General features: G+C 50.4%; 11 protein-coding genes. 7 read left to right on the top strand and 4 right to left on the bottom strand.

Annotated elements, in window-relative coordinates:
• Positions 1-24: 24 nt before the first annotated feature.
• Positions 25-930, bottom strand: a complete 906-nt coding sequence (locus AC3WT9_RS34370) for a glycosyltransferase family A protein (protein ID WP_341377040.1) — start codon at positions 928-930, stop codon at positions 25-27.
• A gap of 335 nt (positions 931-1265) precedes the next feature.
• Between AC3WT9_RS34370 and AC3WT9_RS34365 the strand changes: the two genes are divergently transcribed.
• Positions 1266-7538, top strand: coding sequence for a cadherin-like beta sandwich domain-containing protein (locus AC3WT9_RS34365; RefSeq protein WP_492408955.1), 6273 nt, complete (start codon positions 1266-1268; stop codon positions 7536-7538).
• Positions 7539-7679: 141 nt separating this feature from the next.
• Here AC3WT9_RS34365 and AC3WT9_RS34360 read toward each other — a convergent pair whose 3' ends face one another.
• Complete coding sequence (locus AC3WT9_RS34360) at positions 7680-8555, bottom strand: aldose 1-epimerase family protein (RefSeq protein ID WP_341089232.1); 876 nt, start codon at positions 8553-8555, stop codon at positions 7680-7682.
• 215 nt (positions 8556-8770) lie between these two features.
• Between AC3WT9_RS34360 and AC3WT9_RS34355 the strand changes: the two genes are divergently transcribed.
• The 4 genes from AC3WT9_RS34355 to AC3WT9_RS34340 all read left to right on the top strand — a co-directional run bounded on the left by AC3WT9_RS34355 (position 8771) and on the right by AC3WT9_RS34340 (position 13727).
• Positions 8771-9997 carry a Zn-dependent hydrolase gene (locus tag AC3WT9_RS34355; protein WP_341089233.1) on the top strand — a complete coding sequence of 409 codons (1227 nt, stop codon included), beginning with the start codon at positions 8771-8773 and terminating at the stop codon, positions 9995-9997.
• 315 nt (positions 9998-10312) lie between these two features.
• A complete protein-coding gene (gene ald, locus AC3WT9_RS34350; protein ID WP_341377041.1) occupies positions 10313-11446 on the top strand; it encodes an alanine dehydrogenase in 1134 nt (377 codons plus the stop codon).
• 180 nt (positions 11447-11626) lie between these two features.
• Positions 11627-12895, top strand: coding sequence for a PucR family transcriptional regulator (locus tag AC3WT9_RS34345; protein WP_342480938.1), 1269 nt, complete (start codon positions 11627-11629; stop codon positions 12893-12895).
• A 109-nt stretch (positions 12896-13004) separates the two neighbouring features.
• On the top strand, positions 13005-13727 hold the full coding sequence (locus AC3WT9_RS34340) for a TGL-type protein-glutamine gamma-glutamyltransferase (RefSeq protein WP_341089237.1): 723 nt from the start codon (positions 13005-13007) through the stop codon (positions 13725-13727).
• Between the two features lie 5 nt (positions 13728-13732).
• On the opposite strand, the gene AC3WT9_RS34335 is transcribed toward AC3WT9_RS34340, so the two are convergent.
• The gene (locus AC3WT9_RS34335; RefSeq protein WP_341377043.1) at positions 13733-15358 is read right to left on the bottom strand and encodes a response regulator; all 1626 of its coding nucleotides are present in this window, start codon (positions 15356-15358) and stop codon (positions 13733-13735) included.
• Complete coding sequence (locus tag AC3WT9_RS34330; protein WP_341089239.1) at positions 15333-17186, bottom strand: cache domain-containing sensor histidine kinase; 1854 nt, start codon at positions 17184-17186, stop codon at positions 15333-15335. Before AC3WT9_RS34330 ends, AC3WT9_RS34335 begins: the two co-directional genes overlap by 26 nt.
• A 148-nt stretch (positions 17187-17334) precedes the next feature.
• On the opposite strand from AC3WT9_RS34330, the gene AC3WT9_RS34325 reads away from it, so the two are divergent.
• Both AC3WT9_RS34325 and AC3WT9_RS34320 read left to right on the top strand, forming a co-directional pair.
• Positions 17335-18801: an ABC transporter substrate-binding protein gene (locus tag AC3WT9_RS34325; RefSeq protein WP_341377044.1), complete on the top strand. Its 1467-nt coding sequence runs from the start codon at positions 17335-17337 to the stop codon at positions 18799-18801.
• A gap of 393 nt (positions 18802-19194) precedes the next feature.
• Positions 19195-20246 (top strand): collagen-like triple helix repeat-containing protein (locus tag AC3WT9_RS34320; protein WP_492408948.1); only part of this gene is annotated, 1052 nt, incomplete at its 3' end.

Below are 20246 nucleotides of genomic sequence, written 5' to 3'. Positions count from 1 at the left end.
ACTCCCTTCCTGAGGTTTGATGGATTAACCGGCGGTTTGCCTGGAGAATATTTCTCTCAGCCCTTTTTTGTAGCCGCTGATGGCAGCTGTATTCTTCTTGGGCTGTTCCCGCAAAATCAGATAGAGCGTCGTCCAGACCAGGGCGAGATAACCGACAGGTCCCGAACGTTTATCCTTGAGCAAATGCACATGGTTCAGCACTCTCATATAAGCTACATTCTCAAGATTGTCTCTGGAGGCCGGGGACTCATGATGCAGAAGTTTAAGTTCGGGATTGATATAAAGGGGGCCGGAACCTTGCGCGATACGGGACATAAGAATGTCTTCACCGACGCTGTAGCTTTGGAGCCAGGGGACGGGTTTGATGTCTTGAATGGCCTCTTTCTTGAAGGACATGTTGCAGCCGTGCTGGAACTCTGTCTTGAAGATCTTCCGTGCCTTATGCCAATTGTACATGGAGCCGGCCTGGCCGCTTAAGGAAAGCTTGCCGCTCGATAGAGATTGCTGGAAGGAGAGCAGACAGCGGATCGTGCCGAGGAAGCTGTTGCGCATCCCGATGGCGACCCCGCCGACACCTGCGCAGTCCGGATGGTCGAGGTAGGTTTGGATTAAAGTGGCCAGATAATGATCGGGGATTTCGACGTCGTCATCAAGGAAGAGGATCTTGTCCATGGTAGACAGCTCCACCGCCTTGATTCGGGACAGCCATAATCCCCGCTCAGTTTTGCTGTGGTACAAAAGGGGATAACCGCAACCGGCCAATAAGGCTTCGAACCCCTTAAGGGTTCCTTCGGGAATCTCTCCGTCATCAATGATAATGACCTCTATAGGATACGTCCGGCCTATGCTTTGTTTAGTTATAGAATGAATGCACCGTGTCAGGTCCTGTACCCGGTTCCTCGTGCAGATAGCCACTGACAATCCTTGCATATACTCCACTCCCTTATCCGATTCTCCCATCTATATTAATCATAATAATCTTGGGATTATAAGCTAACTTAAGCTTACTATTGGCAGAGAAAGGTTGTATATACTACTTTAGTTTACTTATTGGCCGCCATGGAGCAGTAACAATTTTTTTGAATTTAACAATAAATTCTATAAATTCGACATAATCAGCGCTATCTAAAATTCCGATAATTAGATTATAAGCATTTTCCAGACTAAGCCAGGGAGGGCAGACCAGACATAGTTGAATAGCAAGGACATCTTAGAAAAGTGGGGCTGAATTTGTGGGAATAAAAAGAGGATCAAAACACTTGATCATGGCTTTGGTTGTCATTCTGATCATTAGCAATTTTTACGGTATACCCTATGTTGCTCAGGCACAGACTTCAATACCGCTGGATACCATTCTCGAGGACACGCTGGAACCTGCGGGGAAAAACATTTCAGATTTAAATCAAAGCGGAGTTGGCATCACTGAGGTGGATAACACCAACGGGCAATGGCAGTACAAAAACAACTCGGGCGTATGGCTGTCGATTGTAGCTCCTGGTCCGGGCAACATGGTTGTGTTAGGCAGCGGTGTAATGATCCGGTTTGTTCCGAAGAAGGATTGGAATGGAACTGTAGGCATCAAGTATCGCGACTGGTTGATTCCAGCGGAATCCGGCGGAAATCCTCCTAACTATGTAAATGTGAATGAGGCCTATACAGGAAAAGAATCGGCTTTTGGGGAATTTGAGGAAACCGCGCAGATCAAAGTCCTGCCTGTTAACGATACTCCTTATATTTCCGAGTCTGGGGGCAATGATTACCTTGATTTTGACGGTAAGGGATACGTAACCCTTCCCGATCTGGACATATATGCTAATTCCCTAACGATTGAAACGTGGGTGAATGCCAGCAGTGCTCCATCATGGGGGCGTATCTTTGATACCTCTTATGGTCCTGATAATTTTAATTTGCATTTTACCTTTGAAGGAAATACAGGGAGAATAGCACTTGAAGCGTTGCCGCAAAAGGGTACCAGAGTTAAAGCTTACCTGGTGAGGACAACGGAGCGATTGCCTTTGAATCAATGGGTTCATGTGGCCGCCGTATATAATCATGTGGAGAAAAAGGCCTATATTTACTGGAATGGAATTCTGAAAGGCAGCGGATTTATGGATCTGACGGACATGGCTAAAGCCAAGGCGCAGAACTCCAATCTGCCGAGAGCTTATAACTTTATAGGTGAGAGTACATGGTCCCAGGATGCCAATTATACGGGGGGCATGAGAGACTACCGGATATGGAATAAGGCAAAGACCCAGGCGGAGATTGAAAGTCAGATGAGCACCAGTCTGAGCGGAGCTGAAGCGGGTCTGATGGCCAACTACAAATTCAATAATCCAAGTGCTGGAGCGGTCGCCAAGGATTCCTCCACGGGAGCAAGAAATGGCAGCATTGTAAGTGGCAGATGGCAGTCCGACACAGGGTTCAACACCAACGTGGTAACACCGGTGAACACTCCTGTATCTAAGCCGTTTAAACTGACTGATGTGGATGACGGCGACATGCTGACGCTTTCTGCGACCTCGTCGAATACGGCCCTTTTGACGAATGGCAATATCACCTTTTCAGGGGAAGGCCCGGAAAGAAGTATCCATCTTACTCCGGCAGCAAACATGACAGGCGCCTCCACCATCAAAGTCACAGTAAACGATGGAATTACTTCAAGTAACAGCAGCTTTTTATTGAGTGTTGTGGCCGGGAAATTTGATCTTAAATTCATTTCGCCCTCTGTGGGTGTGATGGCACCTGCTTTTAACCGGGGGATTATCTACAATAAAGTGCATGTTCCCAACAAAAGCGGAAGCAGTCCGAACAACAGTATCGATATAAATGTAGGAGCGGTGAATCCTGCTGATGTAAATGTAACAGCGTACGCAGACAATGGATCTGGCGTGACGGTAGCAGGCTCCTACCCTACGTTTACTGTCAGCGGCCTGATTGTGGGTGTATATAAGCCCATAAAGATTAAGGTAGCCGATAAATTCTCATCTAATTTCAAGGAATATCAGCTTGATATCATCCGTTATCCAGGAAATGATGCCAATCTGGCTGCAGTGAATGGACTGGCTTTGTCCAGCGGCGGGCAAGCTATTGCGCTGTCCCCAAGCTACAGCAGTAATACGTCCAACTATACCGCTACCGTCGAAAATGATGTAAGTTCGGTTAAAGTGGAACTGAAAAAGTCGAATCTGTTCTCTACAGCGACATTAAACGGTGGAGCTATTGGTTCTACGGAATCTGTTGATGCCACTGGGAATGTCAGCTTGGCCTACGGGAAGAATCTGATTTCCGTTGTAGTAACGTCAGAGGACGGCAAAACAAAGAAAACCTATGAGGTTGTGATTGTTAGAAAGCTGTTGGGGGATGCTTCTCTGACTAATCTTACCGCTTTTCTGGGTGGACCTTCGCCAGTCTTCAATACCAATCAGGCGGACTACACAATGGAAGTCGCAAACGCAGTAACGACTGCGGAATTCACTCCGGCAGCCGCATTCGGTGCAAGCATTAAGGTGAATGGCGTGGATCACCCGAGCGGTACACCTTTTCTCATTACGGGTCTTGCAGCAGGAAATAACAAGTACTTGATCGAGGTAACGGCACAGGATGGAGTGACGAAGAAGTCTTACAGTCTGGTTATTCTGCGTGCACCTTCGGATGTGGCAGATCTTTCGGGATTGACCGTCTCTTCGGGAACGTTGTCGCCTGTCTTTAATAACAACGAAACGGGATATTCGGTTGAGGTTGCTAATGAGGTATCCTCGCTGGAGCTTACTCCGAAGCTTCTGGATGCTGCGGCAAGCCTCGTAGTGGACGGCAATATTCATATTGATGATACTGCCTATACTAAGAACTTAAATGTGGGTCTGAACACGGTTGAGATCGTGGTTACTTCACAGAGCGGTGTCCGTGTAAAAACAACCCTTGTAAATATTATCAGAAAGGCTTCTTCCAATGCCGATCTGTCCAGTTTGGTCCTTTCAGAAGGAGGAGTCGATCCTTCTTTTGACAAAAATCAAACCGGGTATGGTGTGACCGTGGCTAACAGTGTCTCTCAGCTTACGATTACTCCTACTCCTGAGGATGCAAACGCAGAGATCAGCCTGAGTGGGAATGTAGCGGCGAATGCTCAGCCAAGACTGGTAAATCTACGGGTTGGTGTCAACGAATTCAATATTTTGGTCAAGGCTCAGGATGGGATAACGTCAAAAAATTATGTATTGACGATTGTCCGTGAAGCTTCCTCCGATGCGGATTTGACCAATATCACTTTGTCCGGCACAACATTATCTGGAGGTTTCGACCGCGGAACCTCGACCTATTATGAGTATGTGCCGAACAATGTTACCAGCATGGCAGTTGCAGCAACTACAAGTGATGAACAGGCAACCTATACCATCAATGGGCTGGAGTCGGCAGGAGGAGTGCCTATTCCTTTGGGGGTAGGAGGAAATGTAGTTACAGTAGTTGTTACAGCGGCTGATAAAGTTACTACCAAGGAATACACGGTAACTATCGTCCGTGCAGCTTCGTCGAATGCGAATTTGCTCGAGTTGACGATGACTGACTTAACGGATAATGCGATTACCCTTACATCCATTCCGGGTACTTTCAATTATAGCGGCACGGTCGAGGACGAAGTTTCTGTAGCTAAGCTAAGTGCAGTTGTTGATGATGCAAATGCAAGCACCTCCGTATTTGTGAATGGGGTTTGGATCGAAGACCTGAACGCTGTACCTCTGACCACAGGCTTGAATGTTATTGAAGTCAAGGTCACGGCTCAAGACGGAAGCATGCAGGTATACACCATTAATCTGGTGCGAAATCCAAGTAAAGATGCAACTCTGCTGAATATGACGATTTTCCCCGGCGAATTAACACCGGTTTTCCAGGCAGGCATCAGTGATTATTCGGTCAATGTGGACAACAATGTAAGCGACGCCGATTTTTTAATTAGGACTAATAATGAGCTGGCAACCTACATCTTAAAGAAGAATGGAACCTCTACCGGCGTAACAGGCGACCGCGTAGCACTGGATGAGGGCACGAATCAAATTACAGTAGAGGTTACGGCTGGTGATGCCAGCACTAAAAAAACCTATTCCGTTACTGTGAATCGTGCCGTTCTGCCAAAGGATTCCTCTCTTACTGATTTGACCGTCAGCTCTGCAAGAGGAACAGAAGCTCTGAATCCCCAGTTCTCCGCAGAAGTCTTCAAGTACTTCTTGCCGGTACCCTATGAAGTGGATCGGGTTGAACTGGATGCTGCCAAAGGGGACATGGATGCACGGATAACCGTAAATGGTGTTACGGCAGATAGTCCGATGCCTATTTCGCTGGTGGAAGGGCTGAACATCGTAAACCTGAAGGTTACAGCTCAGGATGGAAAGACAGAAACTGTGTACAAGGTGGAAATCACCCGACAATCACGTTCGTCCGATGCTACTTTGGGGAGTATCGGTGTAGATGTCGGAGCTTTGGACCCGGCCTTTGATCCTGCCGTTTCCGATTATACGGTAGAGGTAGGAAATGATGTGAACTCCATCGTCTTGAGTCCGATAGTGGCTGATGGAAAGGCGAAAAGCCAAATCACTGGAAGAGACGGGGCCTCTCTAGATCATCTGATTGAAGGGGACAACGTATTTGATATTCAGGTCACTGCTGAGGATGGGACTGTAAAGATATACACAGTTAAAGTTATTAAGGCCCAGCCTGTAGCTACACCAACGCCAACAGCAACGCCAACGGCAGAACCGACAGCGACGCCAACGGCAGAACCGACAGCGACGCCAACAGCAGAGCCGACGGCTACGCCAACGGCAGAACCGACGGCCACGCCAACACCGGCCACGCCGACACCGGCTACGCCAACACCGGCCACGCCGACACCGGCTACGCCGACACCGGCTACGCCGACACCGGCTACGCCGACACCGGCCACGCCGACACCGGCTACGCCGACACCGGCTACGCCGACACCGGCCACGCCAACACCGGCCACGCCAACACCGGCTACGCCGACACCGGCTACGCCGACACCGGCCACGCCGACACCGGCCACGCCGACACCGGCTACGCCAACACCGGCCACGCCAACACCGGCCACGCCGACAGCTGAACCGGCGGTACCAGCCGCACCAATTGCGACAGCGTCGACAGAGCGGATAACTGTGAAGGTAGAATCGGGACAACTGGGTCAAGGTTCAGTGCTGGCTGAAACGGTTATCCAACGCACGCAGGATTCAAGTGGAATCCTGCATGATGTAGTCAACTTCACCACGGATCGGGTGGAGGAGGTTGTCCGGAAAATTGCCGGATCCTTGGATAATACGGCCCGGATTATGATCCCTGATGAGAAGGATCAGGTTGCGGATATTAATGTAAATGTTCCTAAAGATGCGATTAAGACGCTCGGCGGCTCCAACGTGAACATGGAGATCTTCACGGAGAACGTAAGAATTCTCATATCACAATTATCACTGGATAATTTCACTGAAGATTTATATTTTCATGTAGTGCCGATTAAAGACCAGACGTTGCGCAAAGAGGTGGAAGACCGGGCAAGAATCGAGCGGATTGTCAGAGAAATCGCAGCTGACAAACAAATTGATGTTGTCGCCCGTCCGATGACGATCGAGACCAATATGCAGAGTAGACCGGTTACATTAACGCTCCCTCTGCGTGACGTGCAGCTGCCAGCCAATCTCTCGGAAAGAGAAGAATTCCTGTCCAATCTGGTCATCTTTATCGAGCATAGTGATGGCGATAAGGAACTGAAGAAGGCGAAGGTTGTTGATTACAAATCCGGCGAACTTGGCTTACAGTTCGAGGTGAACAAATTCAGTACCTTCACCATTCTGAACATGGAAGGCTGGGAGCAGTATTTGGCGGCAACAGAGGCAGCGCAGCAGCAACAACAGCAGCAGCTGAACCAACACAAAGCCTTCATCAACGGCTTTACAGATGGAACCTTCAAGCCGAACCATTCCATTACCCGTGCGGAAATGGCCGCGATTCTGGCGAGAAACCTTGGCTATGACGCATCCGCTGCGCCAGCTGCTTCCACTTACCCGGATGTGAAGGATAGTCACTGGGCGAAGGGGGCGATTCAATTCGTCAAGGAGGCAGGGTTGATGCAGGGTAACGATAAAGGCCTGTTCCTCCCGGATGCTCCTATCAGCCGCGGAGAGATAGCGGCCGTTGCATCGAGATATAAGAAGCTGGATACTGCGGCTATTACATCCGGCGGGTTCAAGGATACGGCTAGCCACTGGGCCGCCAGAGAAATTGAGGCCGCAAGCAAGGCCGGCATCCTTAACGGCTATAAGGACGGTACGTACCGTCCAACCGGTAGCCTGACACGCGCTGAAGCTGTAAAGGTTGTCAATCGACTGTTCGGACGCGGACCGTTATATGGTGTCACCACACCAAGCTGGCCCGACGTCCCAACGACACACTGGGCTTATGCTGAAATTGAGGAAGCTTCCAATAACCACACGTTCACAGTGCGGATTGAAGGTGGAGAAACGCTTAGTCAATAAAAGCATATAAGTACGAAGAAGGCCGTAGCCCATCAGTGGGCTAACGGCCTTCTTTTTTTAAAAATTTATATGCTTCACGCTATAAAATATCCTTCTATTTCTCGCTGGAAATACGGAAAGCTGTTATGAAGCATGCAGGTATTAATTAATTTCTATCGTCAGTGAGCTGGCGAAATGTTCTCCTGGCGACAGGGTGATAATACCTTCTTTTTCCGAAAGCTCGCCCTCGAAGACATCGCTGTCTGCGAATCCCTGCCAAGGCTCGATGCAGACAAAAGGTGCATTCAGCGGCTGCCAGATGCCGAGATCCGGGAAGCCTTCGAAGGATACAGCAACGCTTTTTCCGGTAAGTCTGCTTTTCAGCGAGATCTGCCGGGAGGTTACATTCTGGAAAATAAGCGCGCCGTCCTTGAACATTTCATGGGATAATGGAAGGCTGCGCTCTTCCCTCAGCACAGGCTCCGATTTACCGCTGATCCGAAGTCCGCCGTCATTCAGGAACTCCCGGTCGAGGTTTTCGGACTCGGAGAACTCGAGCACATAGTCGCTGAAGCTTCCGTTCTCATCCAGCGGGCAGTTAAATGCAGGATGCGTGCCGAGCTGGAAGCAAATGTTCCCTCCGTCAATGTTCTCCACCCGGTAATCCAGCTTAAGAGTGCTATCGTTCAGCGTATATGTAATATACAGGTTGAACTTAAACGGATAGCTGGACAGGGTATGCTCGCTGCTGGTGAGAAGGAAGACCGCACGGGACTCGTCCGCTTCAACGACTGTAAATTCGCTGCGTCTGGCAAAGCCGTGATTGGCAAGCTTATACGCTTGTCCACCAACCTTGATCTCTCCGTTACGGACAGCGCCGATAATCGGGAACAACACTGGAGAACGGCCTGTCCAATAGGCGGCATCGCCGCTCCATATATATTCAGTGCCTGTGTCTTTTCTGGTGAAGCTGACAAGCTCCGCTCCGAGGGTGCTGATCTCAGCCTGTGCTGAGCCGCTGCGCAAAATGGTGTTCATAAAATTACTCCCCTTTCACAATGGTTGGCCAGCCCGTCTTCCTTGCTGACAGCTCATATTTTAACAGACTTCCTTAGCGGCGTTGTAACACATCGTGAACAATTCAGAAAAATAATTATTACAGTGTGTAAAATGACAATCTGACGCAATGGTATAACATATATAGAAAGCAATGTATCTGTATAAGTATGCGTTCAAAATGGAGGGATAGGCCCATGCAGCTTAAGCAAATATTCGTGAACGGTGAGAGATTGAAGAATACGATTGAGGCCTTTGCCGATTTTGGGCGTACGGACAATAACGGAGTTACCCGGTTGTCGTTGTCGGAGCAGGATGTGAAGGTGCGGAATTACTTCGCTGCGTGTTGTGAAGAGCTGGGTATGCCGGTCAAAGTGGATGATATGGGCAACATGTACGCCACGCTTGCAGGAACGGAAGCAGGGCCGCCTGTGGTGATTGGCTCACATCTGGACACGGTCAAGAAGGGCGGACGCTTCGATGGTGTGCTTGGCGTCATAGCCGGCCTGGAAGTGGTACGCACTCTGGTTGACCATGACATCAAGCCCCGGCTGCCGGTGACGGTGATGAATTTCACCAATGAGGAGGGTGCGCGCTTCGAGCCTTCGATGATGGCGTCCGGCGTATTGTCCGGGAAGTTCGGCAAGACGGAAATGCTGAAGAAAAAGGACCCGGAAGGGACGACCTTTGGAGAGGCATTGGAAGCGAGCGGCTATGCGGGAGAGGCTGCGAACCGGATCAAGGAAGCAACTGCATATCTGGAGCTGCATATCGAGCAGGGACCTGTGCTGGAGCGAGAAAATCTCGCCATTGGCCTGGTTGACTGTGTCGTAGGCATGGCCTGCTATGAGATTGAAGTGACGGGTGAATCGGATCACGCCGGAACTACGCCGATGGATATGCGCAAGGATGCCTTGTTTGCCGCCACCGGCCTGATTGCAGAGCTGCGGAGCAAGCTGGGTGTGCTGGATTCGGAGTTAGTTTATACGATGGGCAGAATGAACGTGCTGCCTAATATTCATACGGTGATTCCTAATAAGGTGATTTTTACCGTCGAGGCTAGACATAAGGATATGGATATTGTACGTGAAGTTGAGCATATCATAGGCGGCCTGCCCGAAGAGCTGCTGGAGTGTTCGGTGTCCAAGACCAAGCTGTGGGGCCGCGATACTGTGTGGTTCGATCCGGAGATCTGTGCTTTGACTCAGCAGGCAGCATCGAGACTGGGTTACAGCAGTAAAAAGATGGCCAGCGGAGCAGGGCATGACGCGCAGTTTGTGGCCGGGTTTCTGCCATCGGCAATGATTTTTGTGCCCAGCGTGAACGGGAAAAGCCACTGTGAAGAAGAACTTACTTCCTATGAAGATTGCGAAAAAGGGGTGAATGTTGTACTGGAAACGGTACTGGCTGTATTATCTAAGTAAATCATGTTATTAAACATAACATTAGATATGATTTTCTCTTAAATCCTTCCTATGACCGGCATGTTACCCATCTTCTTAACAAAATAATTTAGTACGAAAGACACCTGAGCTGGTGTCTTTTTTTGTGCGCGGGATTCACTGGTTTGCTATATACACCAATGCTTTGGTAAAATGATCAACGGATGTCCATCACCTTCATTGTGTAAAAACACAATCATGGCAGATAAAGTTTTTATTTTTCACCAAATTGTCTCGAGAAATCACATGTTATAATTCTTTACATAAGAGAAACACATAAGACGGGAGCGATTAACGATGATTATTGGTGTACCCAAAGAGATCAAAAACAATGAGAACCGCGTAGCCATTACCCCTGCCGGAGTAGTCAGCCTGGTAGCCGAAGGACATAAAGTACTGGTGGAAGCCGGAGCCGGAGCAGGCAGCGGATTTCTGAATGAAGACTATGCTTCCGCCGGAGCGGAGCTGATCGCCGAAGCTTCTGCCGTATGGGCAGACGCCGAAATGGTGATGAAGGTGAAAGAACCGCTGGAAAGCGAATATGGCTACTTCCGCCCGGGTCTCATCCTTTTCACCTATCTGCACCTTGCCCCGGAACCGTCCCTCGCCGCCGCATTGAAAGAAAGAGGCGCCTTCGCCATCGGCTATGAGACAGTTGTCCATGAGCGTACCTTGCCGCTGCTTACGCCAATGAGTGAAGTGGCCGGACGGATGTCCGTGCAGCTCGGGGCACAATTTCTGCAAAAGAACTACGGCGGACAAGGCATTCTGCTCTCAGGTGTTCCCGGCGTCAGCAGAGGCAAGGTCAGCATTATCGGCGGTGGGGTAGTCGGCACAAATGCAGCCAAAATGGCGATTGGCCTGGGCGCGGAAGTGACGATTGTTGACCTCAGCGCAGACAGACTCCGCCAGCTGGACGATATCTTCGGCGCACAGATTAATACGCTAATCTCCAATCCTTACAACATTGCCAAGGCGGTTGCTGAAGCGGATTTGCTGGTTGGTGCAGTGCTGATCCCGGGTGCGAAAGCTCCGAAGCTGGTCACTGAAGAAATGGTTAAGTCGATGAAGCCGGGCTCGGTCATTGTTGACGTGGCGATTGACCAGGGCGGTATCGTTGAAACCATCGACCGGGTCACCACACATGATAATCCGGTATTTGAGAAATATGGTGTACTGCACTATTCGGTAGCGAATATGCCGGGCGCTGTAGCCAAAACCTCAACGATTGCATTAACCAATGTTACAGTTCCTTATGCGCTGCAAATTGCCAATAAAGGGGTATTCCAGGCGATTGAGGACGATGCCGGTCTGAAGAGCGGTGTCAACGTGGCCAATGGAAAGATCACCTGCCAAGCTGTAGCGGAAGCACTCGGGGAAGAGTACTTCACGGTAGAGAAAGCATTAGAACAAAAGTTCACTCTGATCTAATATAGAACCGAAAAAAGAGCAAAAGGTCAATCTTAAGCAGTCCGGTGAAATTACCGGGCTGTTTTTGTTGGGACATGTTAGGTTTTCTTTCATCATCCTATAGTCAGCCGCTGCTCGGAGTACTATAATGTAATCACTCTATAGCGCAAATTCGGCTATTCTTCAGGTTGGGGTGGGAATATGACAGATTCAGAGCCAATATTTGACCGTTTTTTTGACAGCATGGAATCCCTGGCGGATACCCTCAGCGAGTCCCTTCAGTCGCAGGTAACGATTGAAGACAGCAACCACCATGTCATCGGCTACAGCTCCCATGAGTTTGAAAGCGACCCGGCCCGCATCTCCACCATCATCGGCAAACGTGTTCCGAATACAGTCATTATTGGCCTTCGAAAAAAGGGCGTAATGCATCAGCTGGAGAACGCCGCACATCCAATCCGCATTCCGGCGGTTATGGAGGTTGGGCTGGGGCCCCGGCTTGCCATGTGCATCAGACACCAGCAGGAAATCCTCGGTTATATCTGGGTTGTGGACCGGGGCAATCTGGCCTCAGGCCATGCGGAGAGCATTGTGGAGAAGGCCGCCGGCATCGCCGGGCGTTATCTGCTGAAGCAGCGCGGATGGAAGATGAAGCAGGACAAGACACATGAAGATTTCTTCTGGAAGCTGCTGACCTCGCATTATGAAAATGAGCCGCGCATCCGTCAGGAAGCGGAGAACGGGGCGATCCTGTTGCCGGAAAGCTACTATATCGGCGTGCTGGAGAGCAACCGGGTGATCGACGGGCATTTTCTGTTGAGGTTTCGCCAGATGATGGACACCTATGCCGGGCAGCGCCTGCTGTTATTGACGTCGGAGCAGAACCGGCTGATTATTTTGTTTTCGTTTCTTTTTCCGGTAGAAGGGACAGAGAGGCTGGCTTCATTCGTGCACAAGCTGATCCGCGATATGGGCAAAAGCGAAAGCTGTACGCTAGCGGCAGGCTGCAGTCCGGGATACCGGGAGTATACCCTTGCTGCTGTCGCCTACCGGGAGGCCCTGTCCATTCTGGAGCTTAAAAAGCTGCTGCCCTATCATGCCCGCGAGCTGCTGCTGTATGAGGAAATCGGCTTCTGGGCGTATATTCCGGCCATTATGGAGCAGAAACGCAGCATGACCCGCCGAAGCGCACTGCTGTATCCGCTGAAGGAGCATGACCGTGAACACAAAAGCGATTTTCTGAAAACGATCACCGTCTACTTGTCGTTCAACGGCAATTTGAAGGCGTCCGCCGCATTTTTGCATATCCATACCAACACATTAATGTACCGGCTGAACCGGATCGCCGAGATTACGGGCAAAAGCCTCAAGGAGACCGATTACCGGACCTCCATCTATCTGGATATCCTGACCGAAGAGACCGCACGGGTGAACCGCTGGTTTCTGGAGGAAGCCGGCAGCTCCGAATAAAGCGCCTGAAGTTTATCTCGATAAATTTCAGCTGCTCTGCACCAACCGAAGTCCCGACACGTACAATAACCTATATTTTGTGAACTTAAGATGAAAGGGGCAGAGCAGAATGGGGATTGGATATGGACCCGGGGATCCGTCGTTTGAACGGAGCATGCGGGCGGGAATTATCGCGGCGGCGGAATCCATGAATGCCGGCGGAACTGAATTTTCCAACTTTAAGAACTCCCGCTGCAATCCAAGGTATTGGACCCGTACGGACAACGGCGGATTTCAGTTGAAGGAAGGTGCCGCACCCTCGGCGGCAATCAATGATATTTTTGAGAACGGATCTCTCTATGCATTCGAATGCGCGATGGCTATGGTGATGATTCTTTATAAAGCGACGATCGGGGCGATCGGGGACGCCGCCTTTGACCGGCATTTCGGAGACATCTTCCTGTGGGACTGGAATTATGACAGCAATCTGCAGATGATTACTACCTTCGAGAAGTCTGATATGCTGCCAGGAGATGTGGTCTATTTCAAGAATCCCGACCATAACCCGGATAAGCCGGAATGGCAGGGGGAGAATGCGATCATGCTTGGCGATGACCGCTACTACGGGCATGGGCTGGGCATCAAAAGCTCGGCGCAAATGATTGCCGCACTCAACCGGCACAGAGTGCCGGGAAGCCGGACTTCTGCTTATTTTACCGACGAGGCGCTGCATCCCAACTTTGCCTATATTAGTGGATTAGCGATGAGGGCGGCTGTCCCTACGCCGGAGAACAAGGGTGCCAGAAACACCATTTTTTCCAGGATAGGTGTGAAATCCTATATTTATAAATAGCCGGATTACGGCATCTCTTCCTGGTCAGACCGGTATTTGAGCGGGTGGACGCCCACGGTTTTCTTGAACACGGTGCTGAAATAATGGGGGTTCTCATAGCCCACCCTTTCGGAAATTTCCATCACTTTCAGATCTGTAGTCTGCAGCAGCTCTTTGGCTTTGCCCATGCGGATTTTGGTGATATAGTCCGTGATCGTTTCACCGGTTTCTTTTTTGAAGATCAGGCTGATATAGTTGGGGGTCAGAAAGACCTCCTCTGCAATCCTGGAGATGGATAGCTCCTGGGCATACCCTTCCTGCACGATACTCCGGATTTTGTTGATGGCTCTGCTGTTCTTTGAGGTGTTTTTGCCTGCCACATATGCGCTTAAATCATGAAAAAGAGAGAGCATGTAGCTTTTGAGTCCGGCAATATTTTTCTGGATATAGAGTGTATCCATGATGGTAATCCGGTCATTCAGCACCCGTTCGATTTCCTCATCAATTTCATACAGGGCTCTTGCAGAAGTGAAGATGATCTCCGCACAGATGCTCTGTACATAACCGATTTGCAGCTTGGGCCCTTCAAGCATGGTGAACAGGGTTTCCAGCAGCTCCATTACTTTGTCCGTATGGCCTGCTTTGAGCTCATTCATCAGCTGGGCATGGAATTTATAAAAAAAAGTGCTCTGCAGCGTTTCCGTATCCGGCTGAATATCCTTGATATGGAGAATGGAAGCATGGCCGGTATAAAATTTGTAAGCCAGCGCGGCCAACGCATCTTTATAGGAGTTCTCGATTTGTCCGGCGAGCCTACAGGTTCTGCCGATGCCAATCGAGGCGTCAAGACGCAGATACTCTTTGATACTGGCGATAATCTGCTCGCAGAGGCTTGAGATGGAGTCTGATGCAGGCTCCTCCCCCGGACAAAAGATCATAATAAACTCATTCTCGCTGGCTACAAATCCGATTCCGCAGGGGTGGCTATTCAGGCATTCGCTCATAATATTCTGGATGGAGAAATAGAGCAGCTGCTTATACTCCTCCGTGAATTTGTCTACTGCCGCCCCGTAATCGTCAAGCTGCAATACACCTACCGACAGTGGGTCATTTCGTTTAAAAGGAAGGGCGAAATAGTCGACCTTCTCCCAAATCTCCCCTTCATTGCGGTATAGTCCGGCAATCAGGTTCTGCAGGAATTTCTCGCGGATCAGCGGCATATTGTCGTGCAGCTGCTTCTTCAACTGATTCAAATTCAGCTGGTTATCTCTTTCGTGGTGAATCCGGGCAATGACTTTATGAAAGATGTCTTTGACTTCACCGAGTTTAACCGGCTTTAGAATATAACCTTCGGCATTAACCTTCATCGCACTTTGGGCATAGGAGAAATCCTGCGCGCCGCTAATGATGATGATTTTGGTTAGACAACCGGCGGCCTTCAGCTTCTCGGCGACCTGAAGGCCGTTCAGAAAGGGCATCATAATATCGGTGAACAGAATATCCGGAGTATGCTTCATACATAATTCATAGGCCTCCTCGCCGTCTGCCGCCTCACCGATGACCTCAAGCCCGAACTCCTCCTGCCACTTGAACCCGTGGATCAGACTGCGGCGGATAAACGGCTCGTCATCCGCTATGATCATCGTCAACATCTTCAATCACCTCATCCCAAGTAGTAACGACCGGAAACCGGATCACAGCCAGCAGGCCTGCCTGATCTTCGGTGTTGGCATAGTAACGGATGCCGTAGGACTCGCCAAAAAACTGCTGGATTCTCATATGCACATTGCGGATGCCATATGACTGGTTACCTTGCTGATCGGTAAGCAGCTGGTTCAGCCTCTCCGGGTCCGCCCCTACGCCGTCGTCAAAAACCGATATGCAAAGGATATCATGGGAAGAGTCCACTCTTATGCGGATTGTACCCTTCCCCCGCCGCTGCTGGATCCCATGAATAATCGCATTCTCCACGAGCGGCTGGATACTTAGTTTCACCACGAGACATTCCTCCAGCAGCCGGGGGTCGGCTTTCTCCAGCTCATAGGCGAGTTTATCCTGAAAGCGGAATTGCTGGATTTCCAGATAGCTCTCCACCTGCTTCAGTTCATCCCGCAGCGGGATAATATTCCTCCCCTTACTGAGGCTGTACCTGAAGAAGTCGGATAAGGAGGTCACCATATGGCTGATCTCGGGGACATCATGATTGATGGCCAGCCAGTTGATCGAATCCAGGGTGTTATAAAGAAAATGGGGATTGATCTGGGCCTGCAATGTCTTTAGTTCGGCCTCTTTCTTACGCAGTTCAGTGACATAGAGCTTGTCGATCAGTGCTTTGATTTGCTGCAGCAGCTTGTTATAACGGTTGAACAGATAGGAAAATTCGTCCTTGCGCCGGTAGCGGATGATGATGTTGAAATTCCCGCTTTCGGCATGTGACATCGACTGGATGAATTTGCGTATAGGAGCAGAGATGTTCTCCGACAGCAGCAGGGCCATCATCAGGGATACCAGCATGCATATGCCGATGACGACATACATCACCCGCCGGAACGAGGCCAATTCTCCATTCAGTTCACTTATGGGCGAGATGGAAAGAATGGTCCAGCCGGTGGCTTTTATTTTTTTGTAGCTCACGAGCATATTCTCGCCCTGAATCACATGATCGAAGGAATGAAAGATGTCGGGGTCTGCGGGTTCGGCAGCCATTTTACCGTAATAATCCTGTGTGCTGATGTTCTGCCCGATCAGGGTCTCCTCAGGGCTGATGGCAATGGTTCCAGTCTGGTCAGCAATATAAATTCTGCTGCCCGTCGTTGGCTTATAGTGCTCCAGCAATGTGCTGAATTCCGTCACGGGAATATCAATGGTGAGCAGCCCGACATAAGGCAGCTGGGCATGCCGTATGCCAAACAGACGTTTGGCGAATTTAAGCGTAAACCGGGAGTCCAGCGAGCTTAGGCCGACCACTGTGAAATCGGATCTGGCCGGTATGCCGAGATACCATGGCTTCAGTGAGATCTGGTCGATATTAAAGACCCGTCTGGAGAAGTTGTATTGGGTATATTCCGGGCGGTTCAGCATATACAGCATAGGGACGAAGCTGCTTCCCGAGGTCCCGTTTGCAGGGAAGTTCTCCAGCATTTTGTTCAGGGCAGCCAACTCATTGATAATGCCGGTGCTGTCGGTGGGCCGGTTGGAAGAGATCAAATCTGCGAATTCGGTATTGAGGTAAAGGGAGACCATGGAATTGTTGGCGCTCTCGAAGCGCTGTGCGAGATTATCCTGTACAAGATTAAGATTGTTCTCAATCGATGTATTGACATTACGGGTGATGATATCCGCCGATTTATTGTAAACGGTAATAGAGATGATAGTCGTCGGGAGAAGGACAAGAAAGAGAAAGTAGAGGATGAGCCGGCTGCGGATGCTGAAATTGTACAGGAAGAGAGTTTTGGAGAGAGTATCAAATAGTTTTTTCATTTGAGTCCTCCTCTGGCCCTGTGAATATTCTTCGCTTGCCATTTAACGGATATTATTGGAATATATTAAATGCTGAATGAGTTTAACCCAATAGCTGGTATCCATTGTAAAACGCGATAAGTCTTGATGTCAACGCAGGAGGTGCACGGTGAAACGAATCCTCTTCCTTGGAATTACCTTGGTCCTTTGCGGGCTTGTGGCCTATGCCATTGCTTATGACCGTCCGCTGCTGGTTGATTTCGCTTCCGAACCTGCCTCTGAGGCAGTCCCGGTTACCCAGATCAGAATTGCACTATATGACTGGACGGAGAACCTGGAAGTGAAGAATGCGATCCATCAATACAATAAGAGCAATCCGGACCACATTGAGATTATAATCATGAATCTTTCAACAGATGTCTATGGGGATACACTGAACATGCTGATGACATCAGGTCAAGGGCCGGATGTGTTCAGCGTCGATAATGGCTGGCTGGCAACGTATGTGGAGAAGGGGTATCTGGCCGAATTATCTTCTTTTCTGAATACCGGCGATTTAGACAGGTTCCCGGTTTGGGCGAGAGACTTTGCGGACAGCTCGTTGTATAAGGGCGGCATTTATTTTATGCCCTCCAGTATTGAGACGGTACGGTTGATTTACAACAAGCAGCTGTTCCGCAATGCCGGTCTTGATCCGGAGCAGCCGCCCGTTACGTTTGCGGATATGGAGCGGTTCGCCGGGAAGATCAGCCAGGCCGGGGTCGGTGTAAATAAATACGGATTTGGCCTGCCGGCGGGAGACAGCCAGTATAGTCTGCAGACGGGACTTGAGATGTCGAGTACCTACAGCGGGACTTATCTTTATAATTACCGCACCGGCCGCTATGATCTGAGCGGATATGCCCCATGGCTGCAGATGCTGCTGGATATGAAGGCACAGGGCAGCCTGTATCCGGGAGAAACCCTGCTGAAGCGCAACAGCGCCTTGCGGCAGTTCGCCGATGGCAATATTGGGATGATGTACGTAACGAGCAAAGATTATGTGAAATTGCAGGAATATATGCCAAAGGATGACTGGGCAGTGGCTTTGCCGCCGGTAACATCAGCAGCCCAAAAGGGTGCCGGAGCCTTGATGATGATTCCACATTCTCCGCTTGTTGTGAACAGTGCCGCCTCCAACCGCGAGGCAGCGGTAAAGGTCTGGAAATTTTTGCAATCGAAGGAGTTTTTGACGATTTTATTCAAGCAGGCACTGGCACTGCCGGTGGTTGACGGCATCCTGGAGCTCCCCAACATGGCTCCGGGGCTGGGGCATTTCTCGGAATTTTATCCTACCGCAGAAGATTCAATATATCCGCTCTCCCCGCAAATCATGGACCAATATGATCCCAATACGGTTTCGATCGAGCCGCGCGACTCGGGTGACCGTCCGCGGATGCAGTTGTACCTGCAGATCCTCTCCGGGGAGAAGGAGCTGAAGGAGGCGTTGCGCAGCGAGACGCAGCGGCTGAACCGGATGCTGGATATCGCGGCTACCGGGTATTCTTTTAAGCACGAGGAGTATATTTATCCCGAGTTCAACCCTAAAGATCCATTGAAGGATGACAGTCTGGAGAATCTGTTAAGTGAGGATTAGGATGGACCGAGTAAGCTGCTGACGGGAGTACGCAGCAGGCCGGAATGTATGTGAACTGAAAATGTGCTGTATTGCGATAAGAGACTGTGCTGAAGCCGACTGGGGCTGCGGAACAGTCTCTTTGTGGTTTCAACAGGCAGCGCCGGAAGTCCTTGTGGGCGGCTTTGGGCGGACATCTGTTTCGGCAGAATGCCAAGCCCTGTTTATGAAGAGTGCAGCTTACGTCCACACCGTCAGGAGAGGGCCGGAATATTAGTATATAAATCACTCAGTATGCGCTGGATTGAATAGTCCAAGCCATAAAATTATGGCAACGAGACCGGCGTACTGGGAGAAGGGGGAATCAGCAGGAAACGCACAATCGAAATCTATTTTAGAAGGAGTGGTAGGGTAATGGTTTTTTTGTCCACAGGACCGATAGAAAACAACATGGTTGGCGGTGTGAGACCGACTCAGCAGATTACCGTCAGAATTGATAACCGCAGTAGTATTGAGGCTTCGACAGTGACTGTTCAAGGTTATTACTTGCTGGGTGGAGTGCGGAATCTGTATGTCAGTGAATCTATCAACGTTGCTGCAAATCAAGTAATAACTTCCAACTACTTTGCCAATTTGGATGCTTTTGAATTTATCTTCGTAACCCCGAGTGAAAGCCCCGCAGACGATCCAATCCAGGTTTCGTTGTGGGGGAAGAGCAGTACCGGCCAATTAGTAACTGCACACCGGCTGGTATCCGCTGAACTGTTGGGGGATTTTGCCGGAATAACCGGAGCAACCGGGCCTGCCGGTGCGACAGGAGCAACTGGTGCAACAGGAGCAACCGGCGCAACAGGAGCAACGGGTGCTGGCGAGACTGGGGCGACTGGAGCAACGGGCGCAACAGGACTACCAGGAGCAACCGGAGCTACTGGTGCAACAGGAGCAACGGGCGCGGGTGAGACCGGGGCGACTGGGGCGACGGGTGAGGCTGGAGCGACTGGCGTAACGGGAGCTACCGGAGTGACGGGAGCAACTGGCGAGGCTGGAGCGACTGGCGTAACGGGAGCTACCGGGGTAACAGGAGCAACCGGAGAGGCTGGAGCGACTGGTGTAACGGGAGCTACCGGAGCAACTGGAGCGACTGGCGTAACGGGAGCTACCGGAGTAACAGGTGCAACCGGAGAGGCTGGAGCAACTGGGGTAACGGGAGCTACCGGAGTAACAGGAGCAACCGGAGAGGCTGGAGCAACTGGGGTAACGGGAGCTACCGGAGTAACAGGAGCAACCGGAGAGGCTGGAGCAACTGGGGCAACGGGAGCTACCGGAGTAACAGGAGCAACCGGAGAGGCTGGAGCAACTGGGGTAACGGGAGCTACCGGAGTAACAGGAGCAACCGGAGAGGCTGGAGCAACTGGGGTAACGGGAGCTACCGGAGTAACAGGAGCAACCGGAGAGGCTGGAGCAAC

It is taken from the genome of Paenibacillus sp. EB106-06-01-XG199, from assembly GCF_058791575.1.
This window is presented reverse-complemented; position numbering and strand designations above follow the sequence as displayed.

What these genes read in the sequence shown, in the direction of transcription:
- AC3WT9_RS34370 (WP_341377040.1), bottom strand. Translation starts at nt 930, where the DNA reads ATGCAAGGATTGTCAGTGGCTATCTGCACGAGGAACCGGGTACAGGAC.
- AC3WT9_RS34365 (WP_492408955.1), top strand. Translation starts at nt 1,266, where the DNA reads ATGGCTTTGGTTGTCATTCTGATCATTAGCAATTTTTACGGTATACCC.
- AC3WT9_RS34360 (WP_341089232.1), bottom strand. Translation starts at nt 8,555, where the DNA reads ATGAACACCATTTTGCGCAGCGGCTCAGCACAGGCTGAGATCAGCACC.
- AC3WT9_RS34355 (WP_341089233.1), top strand. Translation starts at nt 8,771, where the DNA reads ATGCAGCTTAAGCAAATATTCGTGAACGGTGAGAGATTGAAGAATACG.
- ald (WP_341377041.1), top strand. Translation starts at nt 10,313, where the DNA reads ATGATTATTGGTGTACCCAAAGAGATCAAAAACAATGAGAACCGCGTA.
- AC3WT9_RS34345 (WP_342480938.1), top strand. Translation starts at nt 11,627, where the DNA reads ATGACAGATTCAGAGCCAATATTTGACCGTTTTTTTGACAGCATGGAA.
- AC3WT9_RS34340 (WP_341089237.1), top strand. Translation starts at nt 13,005, where the DNA reads ATGGGGATTGGATATGGACCCGGGGATCCGTCGTTTGAACGGAGCATG.
- AC3WT9_RS34335 (WP_341377043.1), bottom strand. Translation starts at nt 15,358, where the DNA reads ATGTTGACGATGATCATAGCGGATGACGAGCCGTTTATCCGCCGCAGT.
- AC3WT9_RS34330 (WP_341089239.1), bottom strand. Translation starts at nt 17,186, where the DNA reads ATGAAAAAACTATTTGATACTCTCTCCAAAACTCTCTTCCTGTACAAT.